Origin of the sequence: Microbacterium sp. LjRoot45, from assembly GCF_964253325.1 — a bacterium.
GTDB lineage: Bacteria > Actinomycetota > Actinomycetes > Actinomycetales > Microbacteriaceae > Microbacterium.
The window spans coordinates 1282479-1295375 of record NZ_CAXUQM020000001.1 but is presented as its reverse complement, the minus strand read 5'-3'; the positions used below and the strand labels follow the sequence as shown (position 1 = coordinate 1295375).

12 protein-coding genes are annotated in these 12897 nt (G+C 68.8%); 6 read left to right on the top strand and 6 right to left on the bottom strand.

Going from position 1 to position 12897, the window contains the following annotated elements:
- Window positions 1-164 precede the first annotated feature (164 nt).
- From tkt to pgl, 6 genes are read left to right on the top strand one after another with little or no spacing between them, the layout of a single operon-like run.
- On the top strand, window positions 165-2243 hold the full coding sequence (gene tkt / locus ACSQ18_RS06085) for a transketolase (RefSeq protein WP_436036243.1): 2079 nt from the start codon (window positions 165-167) through the stop codon (window positions 2241-2243).
- Window positions 2240-3364, top strand: coding sequence for a transaldolase (gene tal / locus ACSQ18_RS06080; protein WP_436036241.1), 1125 nt, complete (start codon window positions 2240-2242; stop codon window positions 3362-3364). Before tkt ends, tal begins: the two co-directional genes overlap by 4 nt.
- Complete coding sequence (locus tag ACSQ18_RS06075; RefSeq protein WP_436036240.1) at window positions 3361-4989, top strand: glucose-6-phosphate isomerase; 1629 nt, start codon at window positions 3361-3363, stop codon at window positions 4987-4989. The genes tal and ACSQ18_RS06075 overlap by 4 nt, the downstream gene beginning before the upstream one ends.
- A gap of 14 nt (window positions 4990-5003) precedes the next feature.
- Window positions 5004-6551 carry a glucose-6-phosphate dehydrogenase gene (gene zwf, locus ACSQ18_RS06070; protein ID WP_436036239.1) on the top strand — a complete coding sequence of 516 codons (1548 nt, stop codon included), beginning with the start codon at window positions 5004-5006 and terminating at the stop codon, window positions 6549-6551.
- On the top strand, window positions 6548-7510 hold the full coding sequence (locus ACSQ18_RS06065) for a glucose-6-phosphate dehydrogenase assembly protein OpcA (protein WP_436036237.1): 963 nt from the start codon (window positions 6548-6550) through the stop codon (window positions 7508-7510). Before zwf ends, ACSQ18_RS06065 begins: the two co-directional genes overlap by 4 nt.
- 17 nt (window positions 7511-7527) lie before the next feature.
- Window positions 7528-8307, top strand: coding sequence for a 6-phosphogluconolactonase (gene pgl / locus ACSQ18_RS06060; RefSeq protein WP_436036236.1), 780 nt, complete (start codon window positions 7528-7530; stop codon window positions 8305-8307).
- Between the two features lie 126 nt (window positions 8308-8433).
- Here the strand turns inward: pgl and ACSQ18_RS06055 are convergent, their stop codons facing one another.
- From ACSQ18_RS06055 to ACSQ18_RS06030, 6 genes are all read right to left on the bottom strand, one after another.
- A complete protein-coding gene (locus ACSQ18_RS06055) occupies window positions 8434-8790 on the bottom strand; it encodes an RNA polymerase-binding protein RbpA (RefSeq protein WP_144807698.1) in 357 nt (118 codons plus the stop codon).
- Window positions 8790-9038, bottom strand: coding sequence for a preprotein translocase subunit SecG (secG, locus tag ACSQ18_RS06050; RefSeq protein ID WP_144807697.1), 249 nt, complete (start codon window positions 9036-9038; stop codon window positions 8790-8792). Before secG ends, ACSQ18_RS06055 begins: the two co-directional genes overlap by 1 nt.
- A gap of 99 nt (window positions 9039-9137) precedes the next feature.
- Window positions 9138-9926: a triose-phosphate isomerase gene (gene tpiA / locus ACSQ18_RS06045; RefSeq protein WP_144807696.1), complete on the bottom strand. Its 789-nt coding sequence runs from the start codon at window positions 9924-9926 to the stop codon at window positions 9138-9140.
- Window positions 9917-11131 carry a phosphoglycerate kinase gene (locus ACSQ18_RS06040; protein WP_436036235.1) on the bottom strand — a complete coding sequence of 405 codons (1215 nt, stop codon included), beginning with the start codon at window positions 11129-11131 and terminating at the stop codon, window positions 9917-9919. The genes tpiA and ACSQ18_RS06040 overlap by 10 nt, the downstream gene beginning before the upstream one ends.
- 9 nt (window positions 11132-11140) lie before the next feature.
- Complete coding sequence (gene gap / locus ACSQ18_RS06035) at window positions 11141-12151, bottom strand: type I glyceraldehyde-3-phosphate dehydrogenase (RefSeq protein WP_144807694.1); 1011 nt, start codon at window positions 12149-12151, stop codon at window positions 11141-11143.
- Between the two features lie 103 nt (window positions 12152-12254).
- Window positions 12255-12890, bottom strand: coding sequence for a superoxide dismutase (locus ACSQ18_RS06030; RefSeq protein WP_436036234.1), 636 nt, complete (start codon window positions 12888-12890; stop codon window positions 12255-12257).
- Window positions 12891-12897: the final 7 nt, after the last annotated feature.

Sequence of the window (12897 nt, the reverse complement as noted above, 5' to 3'; positions counted from 1 at the left end):
CTATTCCGGGCGTGGACCCGGTTCGGAAACCGTGTCACGGAACGCGACACATGGCCGTGGACGCATGCCACAGCGATATGCTGAACACACCTGCGCGCGCGACGCCGCACTCCCCCTTCTGAGGCTCCGATGGGTCGCGCACGTGCCACGACGAAAGGCGAAGTGTGTCAGAGCTGCTGTGGGACGAGATCGATCGGCGCGCGGTGGACACCGCTCGTGTGCTGGCCGCGGATGCCGTGGAGAAGGTCGGCAACGGCCACCCCGGCACCGCGATGAGCCTGGCACCGGCGGCCTACCTCCTCTACCAGCGAGTGCTGCGCCACGATCCGACGGACGTCGACTGGCTGGGGCGCGACCGCTTCATCCTGTCGGCCGGTCACTCCTCACTCACGCAGTACGTGCAGCTCTACCTGGGCGGCTTCGGGCTCGAGCTCGATGACCTCAAGGCGCTCCGCACGTGGGGCTCGCTCACCCCGGGTCACCCCGAATACGGCCACACCAAGGGTGTGGAGATCACGACGGGTCCGCTCGGTCAGGGCCTGGCTTCGGCGGTGGGCTTCGCCTACGCCGCTCGCTACGAGCGCGGACTGTTCGATCCCGAGGCGCCCGCGGGCGAGAGCCCGTTCGACCACTTCGTCTACGTCATCGCCGGCGACGGCGACCTTCAGGAGGGTGTCACGAGCGAGGCCGGATCGCTCGCCGGTCACCAGCAGCTCGGCAACCTGATCGCCATCTACGACTCCAACCAGATCTCGATCGAGGACGACACCAACGTCGCGTTCACGGAGGACGTGCAGAAGCGCTACGAGGCCTACGGCTGGCACGTGCAGACGGTCGACTGGAAGCGCTCGGGCGAGTACGTCGAGGACGTCGCCGAACTCCACTCGGCCATCGAGGCCGCTCAGGGCGTCACCGACAAGCCCTCCCTCATCATCCTGAAGACGATCATCGGATGGCCCTCGCCCGGCAAGCAGAACACGGGCAAGATCCACGGGTCCGCGCTCGGCGCCGACGAACTGGCCGCCACGAAGAAGGTCCTCGGCTTCGACCCGGAGCAGACCTTCGCGGTCGCCGACGACGTCATCGCCCACACGCGCGCCCTCGCGGAGCGTGCCGCCGACGCGCGTGCGGCCTGGCAGACGTCATTCGACGCGTGGGCCGCGGCGAACCCCGAGCGCAAGGCGCTGCTCGACCGGCTCGAAGCCGCCGAGCTCCCCGCCGACCTGTCGGCCCCCGTCTTCGAGTCGGGCAAGGAGGTGTCGACGCGCGCGGCATCCGGTCAGGTCATCAACGCGCTCGCCGCGCAGCTCCCCGAGCTGTGGGGCGGGTCGGCCGACCTCGCCGAGTCGAACCTCACGACGATCAAAGACGCCAAGAGCTTCATCCCCGCCGAGTGGTCGACGCACGAGTGGTCAGGAGACCCCTACGGGCGCGTGCTGCACTTCGGCATCCGCGAGCACGCCATGGGCGCCATCGTCAACGGCATCAAGCTCCACGGGCCCACCCGCCCATTCGGCGGCACGTTCCTGATCTTCAGCGACTACATGCGCCCTGCCGTGCGGCTGGCCGCACTCATGGACATCCCGTCGATCTTCGTCTGGACGCACGACTCCGTCGCCCTCGGCGAGGACGGCCCGACGCACCAGCCGATCGAGCAGCTCGCCACGCTGCGGCTGATCCCGAACTTCACGGTCGTCCGGCCCGCCGATGCGAACGAGACCTCTGCGGCCTGGCTGGAGATCGTGCGCCGCACGAGCGGCGGCCCGGTGGGTATCGCCCTCACGCGCCAGAACATCCCCGTGTTCCCCCGCGGTGAAGACGGCTTCGCCACGGTCGACGGCGTCGCGAAGGGCGCCTACGTGCTCGTGGATGCCGCCGGCGGCACTCCCGACGTGATCCTCATCGCGACGGGCTCCGAGGTCCAGCTGGCCGTCTCCGCCCGCGAGACCCTTGCCGCCGATGGCATCGACGCGCGCGTCGTCTCGGCCCCGTCGCTGGAGTGGTTCGCGGAGCAGGACGACGCATACCGCGAGTCGGTGCTCCCCGCAGCGGTCACCGCTCGCGTCTCCGTCGAAGCCGGCGCGACGCCCCTGTGGCGCAGCATCGTCGGCGACCGCGGTCGCTCGGTCGGCATCGATCACTTCGGCGCATCCGCCGACTACAAGACCCTGTTCGAGAAGTTCGGCGTCACCGCCGAAGCGGTCGTCGAAGCGGCTCGCGCAACTGTCAAGGAGAACGCATGACCACGCCCACGCAGCAGCTGTCCGACGCCGGCGTCAGCATCTGGCTCGACGACCTGTCGCGCTCGCGCATCACCTCCGGCAACCTCGCCGAGCTGATCGAGAGCCGCACGGTCTCGGGTGTGACGACCAACCCGTCGATCTTCCAGGCGGCGATCGGCAACAAGGAGGACGACTCGTACCAGTCGGCCCTCGAGGCGCTGGCCGCGCAGGGCGCCGACGCGGATGCCGCGATCTTCGCCCTGACGACCGACGACGTGCGCAACGCCGCCGACATCTTCCGTCCCGTGTACGACGCGACGAACGGCGTCGACGGTCGCGTGTCGATCGAGGTCTCCCCCGACCTCGCTCACGACACCGAGGCGACGGTCACCGAGGCGAAGAAGCTGTGGGAGACGGTCGCCCGCGAGAACGCGCTCATCAAGATCCCCGCGACGAAGGCGGGCCTTCCCGCGATCACCGAGGTCATCGCCGCCGGCATCTCCGTCAACGTGACGCTGATCTTCTCGCTGGAGCGCTACGCCGAGGTCATCGACGCCTACCTCGCGGGGCTCGAGCGCGCCGACGCCGCCGGGATCGACCTGTCCGGCATCCACTCGGTGGCCTCCTTCTTCGTGTCTCGCGTCGACACCGAAGTGGACAAGCGTCTCGTCGCGATCGGCTCCGACGACGCCCTCGCGCTGAAGAGCCTCGCCGGGGTCGCCAACGCCCGCCTTGCGTACGAGCTGTTCGAGAAGGCGTTCGCCGATGCGCGCGCGACCGACCTTCTCGCCCGCGGCGCTAACGTCCAGCGGCCGCTGTGGGCCTCGACGGGTGTCAAGGACCCGGCCCTGCCCGACACGCTCTACGTCACCGAGCTCGTCGCCCCCGGCACGGTCAACACCATGCCCGAGAAGACCCTCGAGGCGACGTTCGACCACGGCGTGGTCAGCGGCGACACCATCACCGGCGCCTACGCCGGAGCCCACGACGTCTTCGATCGCCTCGCGGCGGTCGGTGTCGACTTCGCCGACGTCACCCAGGTGCTCGAAGACGAGGGCGTCGAGAAGTTCATCGTCTCCTGGCACGACCTCCAGACCACCGTCTCCGCCGCACTCTCGGCGACGCCGGAGGGCTCGCGTTGAGCTTCGAGATCCACGTCTCGGGGCGCGTCGCGCGGGTGGTCGAACAGACCCTGCCCGGTCTCGTCGATGACCTCGTGGCCAGCGGAATCACGGCCGGCGACGCCGACCTGTGGGGTCCCGCGGCTGCGGACGAGGCGTCGCGGCGCCTCGGCTGGGTGCAAGCGGTCTCCGTCTCGCGGCCGCTCGTCGGCGAGATCGAGGCGCTCCGCGCGGAGCTGCACTCGCGCGGTGTGAGCCGCATCGTTCTCGCCGGCATGGGAGGGTCCTCTCTCGCGCCGGAGGTCATCGCCCAGACCGCCGGCGTTCCGCTGGTCATCCTCGACTCGACCTCGCCCGGCCAGGTGCTCGCCGCGATCGACGGCGACACGGCGACGGGCGGTCTCGCCCAGACCGCGCTGGTCGTGTCCTCCAAGTCGGGTTCCACCATCGAGACCGACTCGGCACGCCGCGCGTTCGAGGCGGCGTGGCGCGACCTGGGGATCGACCCCGCGGAGCGCATCGTCGTCGTGACCGACCCCGGCTCGCCCCTCGAGGCCTCGGCGCGTCAGGCCGGCTATCGCGTGTTCACCGCCGACGCCTCGGTGGGCGGCCGATACTCGGCCCTCACGGCCTTCGGGCTGGTCCCCGCCGGCCTCGCAGGCGTCGACATCGCCGAACTCCTCGACGAAGCGGAAGCCACGCTGCTGGAGGTCGCCATCGACGACCCCCGCAACCCGGCGCTCGTGCTCGCGGCGGCGATCGCGGGCACGGATGCCACGGGCGTCCGCCGCGACAAGCTCGCGCTCGCGAGCGACGGCACCCACATCGTCGGCCTCCCGGACTGGATCGAGCAGCTCGTCGCAGAGTCCACCGGGAAGGAAGGCACCGGCATCCTGCCCGTCGTCCTCCTCCCCGTCTCGCCCGAGGTCGAGCAGACCCCCGACGACGTCCAGGTGCTTCGCATCGTCGACGACGCGGAGCACTTCCGTCTTCTCGAACAGAACCCCGACGAGATCCTCATCAGCGGCTCGCTCGGCGCACAGTTCATCGTGTGGGAGTACGCGACGGCCATCGCCGGACGCCTGCTGGGCATCAACCCGTTCGATCAGCCCGACGTCGAGTCGGCGAAGGTGGCCACCCGCGGCCTCCTCGACGCCCGCCCCGATGCGGGCGCCCCCGTCTTCACGCAGGACGGCGTCGAGGTGCGCGTGACCGACCCCGCGCTGGCGGCGTCCGGCACGCTCGAGGGCGTGTTCGATGCCCTCTGGGCGCGCGTTCCCGCCGACGGCTACGTCGCCGTACAGGCCTACGTCGACCGGGGTACGCTCCCGCAGCTGTCCGGCTTGCGAGAACTCATCGCCGCCGACAGCGGACGCCCGACGACCTTCGGCTGGGGACCGCGGTTCCTCCACTCGACGGGCCAGTATCACAAGGGCGGACCGGCCCAGGGGGTCTTCGTCCAGATTCTCGAGTCCACCGACGTCGACCTCGAGATCCCGGGTCGTCCGTTCACCTTTGGGGAGCTCATCCGCGCCCAGGCCGCCGGCGACGCGCAGGTCCTGGCCGCGCACGGCCGCCCCGTCGTCACCCTGACCTTGACCGACCCGCAGGTCGAGGTCCTCGCGCTGTTCGAAGCAGCCCAGTAGGAAGCACCCATCCGATGACTGTCGAGATCTCGCGCGGCCACAATCCGCTGCGCGACCCCGATGACCGCCGCCTGAACCGCATCGCCGGACCGAGCGCCCTGGTCATCTTCGGTGTGACGGGAGACCTGTCGCGCAAGAAGCTCATGCCTGCCGTGTACGACCTCGCCAACCGTGGGCTTCTCCCGCCGGGCTTCGCCCTCGTCGGGTTCGCGCGCCGCGACTGGGAGGACCAGGACTTCGCGCAGGTGGTCTACGACGCCGTGCGGCAGCACGCGCGCACCCCGTTCCGCGAGGAGACATGGAAGCAGCTTCTGCAGGGCATCCGCTTCGTCTCGGGCGAGTTCGGCGACGCCGATGCGTTCCGACGGCTGCGCGAGACGGTGGAGCGGCTCGACACCGAGCGCGGCACGATGGGAAACCACGCCTTCTATCTGTCGATCCCGCCCAAGGACTTCCCGATCGTCGCGCGGCAGCTCAAGGACTCCGGCCTCGTCGACGACACGGCAGATGAGGACAGCTGGCGCCGCGTCGTCATCGAGAAGCCGTTCGGCAGCGACCTCCAGACCGCACGGGAGCTGAACGCTGCGCTCGAGGTCGCCTTCCCCGCCGACTCGATCTTCCGCATCGACCACTATCTCGGCAAGGAGACGGTGCAGAACATCCTCGCGCTGCGCTTCGCGAACGAGCTGTACGAGCCGATCTGGAACGCGAACTACGTCGACCACGTGCAGATCACGATGGCCGAAGACATCGGGGTCGGCGGCCGCGCCGGGTACTACGACGGCATCGGTGCCGCCCGCGACGTCATCCAGAACCACCTGCTGCAGCTTCTGGCGCTCACCGCGATGGAGGAGCCGATCTCGCTCGACGCGACGCACCTCCGCGCGGAGAAGGAGAAGGTTCTCGCGGCCGTCCGCGTGCCAGACGACCTCTCGACGGCGACGGCCCGCGGACAGTATGCGGGCGGTTGGCAGGGCGGCGAGCAAGTCACCGGCTTCCTCGACGAGGACGGCATGAACCCGTCGTCGACGACCGAGACCTACGCCGCGGTGAAGCTCGAGATCGCGACGCGCCGGTGGGCCGGGGTTCCCTTCTACCTCCGCACCGGCAAGCGCCTCGGACGACGCGTCACCGAGATCGCCGTGGTCTTCAAGCGCGCGCCTCAGCATCTGTTCCTGCGGAATCAGACCACCGAGCTCGGCCAGAATGCGCTCGTCATCCGCGTGCAGCCCGACGAGGGCGTGACGATCCGATTCGGATCGAAGGTGCCGGGCGCGGCGACGGAAGTGCGCGACGTCACGATGGACTTCGGCTACGGCCACGCGTTCACGGAGTCGAGCCCCGAGGCCTACGAGCGACTGATCCTCGACGTGCTGCTCGGAGACCCGCCCCTGTTCCCGCGTCATGAGGAGGTCGAGCTGTCCTGGCGCATCCTCGACCCCATCGAGCAGTACTGGGCGAACCTCGACGAGCCGCTCGAACAGTACTCCCCCGGCTCCTGGGGCCCCTCGTCAGCCGATGAACTCTTGGCCCGCGATGGCCGCGTCTGGAGGCGCCCGTGATCGTCGACCTGCCCGACACCACTGTGTCGAAGATCGCCCGCTCGCTCGTGAACGTGCGCGAGGAGGGCGGCGCCGTCGCGCTCGGCCGTGTCCTCACCCTCGTGATCGTCACCACGCACGGACTGGAGGAGGAGGCGATCGAAGCGGCCAACGACGCGTCGCGCGAGCACCCGATGAGGGTCATCGTGCTCATGACGCAGCCAGAAGGCCCTTCGAAGCTCGACGCACAGATCCGCGTGGGCGGCGACGCCGGCGCCAGCGAGGTCGTCGTCCTCCGCGCCTCGGGCGACGCCGCCAGCAACGACGAGAGCCTCGTCACGGGTCTCCTGCTCCCCGACGCGCCCGTCGTGGCTTGGTGGCCCGATAACCCGCCGGCTGAGCCCGCCTCCTCGCCCATCGGCCGCATGGCGCAACGGCGCATCACGGATGCCGCGACGAAGCCCTACTCGAAGGACCGTCTGTCGCTGCTCGGCCCTCACCACGCCCCCGGCGACACCGACCTGGCGTGGACGCGTCTCACGCACTGGCGCGAGCAGCTCGCCGCCGTGCTGGACCAGCCCCCGTACGAACCCGTCACCGCCGTCGAGGTCGTCGGCAGCGGCAGCTCCCCCTCGACGGGACTGCTCGCCGCCTGGCTCCGCCTCAAGCTCGACGTGCCCGTCGACTGGCGCTACGCGCCCCGGGAGGAGTGGCCGCACGGCATCCAACGTGTGCGGCTGACCCGCGCCTCCGGAGACATCCTCCTCGAGCGCAGCAACGACACCGACGCCACGCTGACGCAGCCGGGTCAGCCGTCCCACGACATCGTCCTTCCGCGCCGAACCCTTCGGGAGTGCCTCGCCGAGGAGCTGCGCAGACTCGATCCCGACCTCCTGTATGGTCGAGTGATCACCGAGGGCTGGGAGCTTCTCGGACCGCCCGAGTCGTCGTCCGGGGAGTCCCCCGTTCCGACCGCGTAGACGACGAAGGAGTCACGATGGCAGTGTTCTCGACCGAGAAGCGAGTAGTCATCAGTGCGGATGCCGGCACTCTGGCCGCCGCCGTTGCACGTCGCTTCCTCGACCGCTTGGTGCGTCGGGGCGCGGCCGGGAAGACGAGCCACGTTGCGCTGACCGGCGGTCACATCGGCACCGACGTGCTGCGTGCCGCCGGTGCTGACCCTCGGCGCGAAGACGTCGACTGGACACGGGTGCACTTCTGGTGGGGTGACGAGCGGTTCGTCCCGCGCGACGACGAAGAACGGAACGAGCGTGCCGCGCGTCAGGCGCTGCTCGACCACATCGCCGTGCCCCCGGAGAACGTGCACGCCATGGCGTCGACGGAGGACGGCCTCGATCTGGATGCCGCCGCGCAGGCCTACGCCGACGAGCTCGCTCGCTTCGGCACCGATGAGCAGGCATGGCCGACGTTCTGGGTCTGCTTCCTGGGCGTCGGGCCCGACGGCCACATCGCCTCGCTGTTCCCCGATCGTGCGGAGATCCAGGTGACCGACCGCTCAGTGGTCGCGGTGCGGGACTCCCCCAAGCCGCCCGCGGATCGCATCACCCTGACACGGCCCGTGATCAACTCGTCCCGCTGCGTGTGGATGGTCCTCTCGGGCGTCGACAAGGCGGCGGCGTTGGGCCTCGCCCTCGCGGGTGCGAGCTACGACAGTGTGCCGGCGGCAGGGGCTAAGGGTCAGAAGCGCACGATGCTGTTCGTCGACGAAGCGGCAGCACAGCACGTTCCGCCGGAGCTCATCGATCCCGAGTTCTGAGCGGCACGACTCGCGTCACGCAGCGATCCGTACCGTCCGCCGGAGAGAGTGGGCAGTCCCGGTTCGCCTCATCGGTGACGACGGTGTCGTCGCGACGAAACCGTCCGGACCGTTCGGCGGCGGCCGTCAGTCTTGACCGCGACGCTCGCGCAGCTGCTGCAGCGCGTCTCCCAGGAGGGCTTCCGCCTCTTCCTCGGTGCGACGCTCCTTCACATAGGCGAGGTGCGTCTTGTAAGGCTCGGTCTTCGCGACGGCCGGCGGGTTCGCCTTGTCGCGCCCGGCCGGAAGCCCGGAGTGGGGAGAGTCGATGACCTCGGGGATCTCCTCCTCGGCGATGCCCGCCGCGAAGTAGCGGACGGTCTCGTTGCCGAGAGCGTCCCAATAGGACACCGCCACACGGTCAGCGTGATGCCCGTGGTCCTGCTCGCCCATCGGTCCCGCACCGACACGGGTGCCGCGGATCGCATTTCCTCCGGTAGCCATCAGAGACCCTGGAACTTCGTGATGAGGCCGAGGGAGACGATCGCGACGAACCATACGAGGGCGAGCACGATCGTGAACCGGTTGAGGTTGCGCTCCGCGAGGCCCGACGAACCGAGCGCGGAGCTCATGCCACCGCCGAACATGTCGGAGAGGCCACCGCCGCGGCCCTTGTGCAGGAGGATCAGGAGCGTCAGCAGGAGGCTGGTGATTCCCAGCAGCACCTGCAGCACGAGCGCGATGATGTCCACAGTCGAAGAGCCTTTCGTGGCGCCCACGGGAGGCGCACAAGGGTCGAGTATACCGGCTGGTGCGGCACGAGACGGCGCCGCACCAGCCGGTGGCCGGGATCAGACCCCGACGTGCTTCTGGTAGCGGATGATCGCGGCGAACTCGTCGGCGAGGAGGCTGGCTCCCCCGACGAGTGCGCCGTCGACGTCGGGTTCGCGCATGAAGCTCGCGATGTTGCCCGACTTCACCGAACCGCCGTACAGCACGCGCGTGCGCTCGGCCGCATCGGCACCGAGCGTTTCGGCGATGACGGCGCGCAGCGCGACGCAGACCTCCTGGGCCTGCTCGGGCGAGGCGACCTGGCCGGTGCCGATCGCCCAGACCGGCTCGTAGGCCACGACGATGTCGGCATCCGCGGCCACGCCCTCCAGCGCCGCACGGAGCTGGGCCACGGAGACGGCCGTGGGACCGGACTCCTCGCGCTGCTCGAGAGTCTCGCCCACGCAGATCACGGGGACGAGACCGTGCTTCAGCGCGGCCTTGACCTTGGCGGCCACGACCTCGTCGGTCTCGTGGTGATACTCACGCCGCTCGGAGTGGCCGATGATCACGTAGTGGACGTCCAGCTTCTTCAGGAAAGCGCCGGACACCTCCCCCGTGTATGCACCGGCATCCTGTGTCGAGACGTCCTGCGCGCCGAGCGCGAACGGGATCTTGTCCGCGTCGAGAAGCGTCTGCACCGTGCGGATGTCGGTGAAGGGCGGGAAGACCGCCACCTCCACCGAGTCGTCGTCGTGCTTGGCATCCTTCAGGGTCCAGTGCAGCTTCTGCACGAACGCGACCGCCTGAAGGTGGTCGAGGTTCATCTTCCAGTTGCCGGCGATGAGGGGCGTACGCGTCACTGCCATCCGAGGATCTCCAATCCGGGGAGCTTCTTGCCTTCCAGGAACTCGAGGCTGGCACCGCCACCCGTCGAGATGTGTCCGAACGCGTCGTCGGCGAAGCCGAGTTGACGCACAGCCGCGGCCGAGTCACCACCGCCGACGACGGACAGTCCCTCCACCTGGGTGAGAGCCTCGGCGACGGTGCGGGTGCCTGCCGCGAAGGCGGGCATCTCGAACACTCCCATGGGGCCGTTCCAGAACACCGTCTTCGAGCCGCGCACGGCGTCCGCGAACAGCATCGCGGTCTCGGGACCGATGTCCAGGCCCATGCCGTCGGCGCCGAAGGGCGTCTCCTCCAGCGCGTCTGCGCGCGCCACCACGTGATCCGCATCTGCGGCGAACCCGGATGCCATGACCGCGTCGACCGGCAGCAGCAGCTCGACGCCGCGCTCCTCCGCCGTCGCGATGTAGCGCTTCACGGTCTCGATCTGGTCGGCTTCGAGAAGGCTCTTGCCCACCTTGTGACCGAGCGCCGCGAGGAACGTGAACAACATTCCGCCGCCCACCAGGATCTTGTCCGCGCGCGGAAGCAGGTGCTCGATGACGCCCAGCTTGTCGCTGACCTTCGAGCCGCCGAGCACCACGGCGTACGGACGCTCGGGGTTCTCGGTCAGGCGGTCGAGCACGTCGACCTCCTTCTCGATGAGGTAGCCGGCGGCGGACGGCAGGAGCTCGGCGAGGTCGTAGACCGACGCCTGCTTACGGTGGACGACGCCGAAGCCGTCGGAGACCAGAGCGTCGCCGAGAGCCGCGAGCTCTTCGGCGAAGGCGCGACGCGCAGCATCGTCCTTGGCCGTCTCCCCGGCGTTGAAGCGGAGGTTCTCGATCACAGCGATGTCGCCGTCTTCGAGGGCATCCACAGCCTCGTGCGCCGAAGTTCCGACCGTGTCGCGCGCGAACGCGACCGGCTTGCCCAGCAGTTCGGACAGCCGCTGCGCGACGGGCTCGAGGCTGTACTTCGCGTCCGGCGCCCCGTCGGGACGGCCGAGGTGGGAGCAGGCGATGACGCGCGCCCCCTGATTGAGCAGATGGTTCAGGGTCGGGAGAGCTGCCCGGACACGACCATCGTCCGTGATGACGCCGTCCTTGAGAGGAACGTTGAAGTCAACACGGACGATGACGCGTTTTCCGGCCAGCGAACCCAGCGAATCGAGGGTGCGCAGAGCCACGGGTCTACCTCAGAGCTTTTCGGCGACGAGCTCGGTGAGGTCGACGAGGCGGTTGGAGTAGCCCCACTCGTTGTCGTACCAGGACGACACCTTGACGAGGTTGCCGCTCACGTTGGTCAGACCGGCGTCGAAGACCGACGAGTGCGGGTCGAGCTGGATGTCGCTGGAGACGATCGCGTCCTCGTTGTACTTGAGGTATCCGACGAGCTCGCCCTCCTCGGCCGCCTTCTTGTAGGCGGCGTTGATGACCTCCGCCGTCAGGCCCTCGGTCGGCGTGACGATCGTCAGGTCGACGATCGAGCCGGTGGGAACCGGGACGCGGTACGACGAGCCGCTGAGCTTGCCGTTGAGCTCCGGGAGGACGAGGCCGATAGCCTTGGCCGCACCGGTGGAGGCCGGCACGATGTTGATCGCGGCGGCGCGGGCGCGGTGCAGGTCGCCGTGCGGGCCGTCCTGCAGGTTCTGGTCGGCCGTGTAGGCGTGGGCCGTCATCATGAAGCCTCGCTCGATGCCGAAGTTGTCGTTGAAGACCTTGGCGAGCGGGGCGAGGCAGTTGGTCGTGCACGACGCGTTGGAGATGACGTGCATCGTCTCCGAGTCGTACGTGTCGTCGTTCACGCCCATGACGAACGTGCCGTCGACATCGGTGCCGGGAGCCGAGATGATGACCTTCTTGGCGCCGCCGTCGATGTGCTTCTTGGCGTCGACCGCCTTGGTGAAGCGGCCGGTGGACTCGATGACGATGTCGACGCCGAGCTCGCCCCAGGGCAGGTTCGCGGGGTCGCGCTCTTCGAACACCTTGATGGACTTACCGTTCACGGTGATCGAGTCCGCGTCGTAGGAGACCTCGGCGTCCAGGCGGCCGCCGACGGAGTCGTACTTGAGCAGGTGCGCGAGCGTCTTGTTGTCGGTGAGGTCGTTCACCGCCACGATGTCGAGGTCCGCACCCTGCTCCAGCGCGGCGCGAAGGAAGTTACGTCCGATGCGGCCGAAGCCGTTGATTCCGATCTTGACAGCCACGGAAATTCTCCTGAGTGTGTCGTGCGCGAGTGCGCGGTTGTTGCGATTCGAACAGTGGACAACGGCGTCCGGCCAGGTCGTCAGGAAGCGACGACCGTGACGATCATGACAGTACCAGCAGCCCCGAGGTCTTCTCCCGAGCCGTGTCAAAGCGGGCCTGGACGTTGCCCCAGTTGGCGATGTTCCAGGCGGCCTTGACGTAGTCGGCCTTGACGTTCAGGTAGTCCAGGTAGAAGGCGTGCTCCCACATGTCGAGCTGGAAGATCGGAACCGTGCCCTGAGCGGTGTTCGACTGCTGGTCGAACAGCTGCTGGATGATCAGCCGGGCCCCGATCGGGTCCCAGCTCAGCACGGCCCAGCCGGAGCCCTGGATGCCGGTCGCGGCCGCGGTGAAGTGCGCCTGGAACTTCTCGAAGCTTCCGAAGAACTCGTCGATAGCCGCCTTCAGCTCGCCCTCGGGCTGGCCGCCTCCCCCGTTGCCGGCCGGCGCAAGGTTGGTCCAGAAGATGGAGTGGTTGACGTGACCGCCGAGGTTGAACGCGAGGTCCTTCTCGAGCTTGTTGACGTTGGCGAGGTTGCCCGAGTCACGGGCCTCCGCCAGCTGCTCGAGAGCGGTGTTCGCCCCGGTGACGTACGCCTGGTGGTGCTTCGAGTGGTGAAGCTCCATGATCTTGCCGCTGATGCTGGGCTCCAGCGCCGCGTAGTCGTAGGGGAGCTCGGGAAGCGTATAGGTCGCCATGTTCTCT

What these genes read in the sequence shown, in the direction of transcription:
- ACSQ18_RS06055 (WP_144807698.1), bottom strand. Translation starts at nt 8,790, where the DNA reads ATGGCTACCGGAGGAAATGCGATCCGCGGCACCCGTGTCGGTGCGGGA.
- pgl (WP_436036236.1), top strand. Translation starts at nt 7,528, where the DNA reads ATGGCAGTGTTCTCGACCGAGAAGCGAGTAGTCATCAGTGCGGATGCC.
- tpiA (WP_144807696.1), bottom strand. Translation starts at nt 9,926, where the DNA reads ATGGCAGTGACGCGTACGCCCCTCATCGCCGGCAACTGGAAGATGAAC.
- ACSQ18_RS06030 (WP_436036234.1), bottom strand. Translation starts at nt 12,890, where the DNA reads ATGGCGACCTATACGCTTCCCGAGCTCCCCTACGACTACGCGGCGCTG.
- zwf (WP_436036239.1), top strand. Translation starts at nt 5,004, where the DNA reads ATGACTGTCGAGATCTCGCGCGGCCACAATCCGCTGCGCGACCCCGAT.
- tal (WP_436036241.1), top strand. Translation starts at nt 2,240, where the DNA reads ATGACCACGCCCACGCAGCAGCTGTCCGACGCCGGCGTCAGCATCTGG.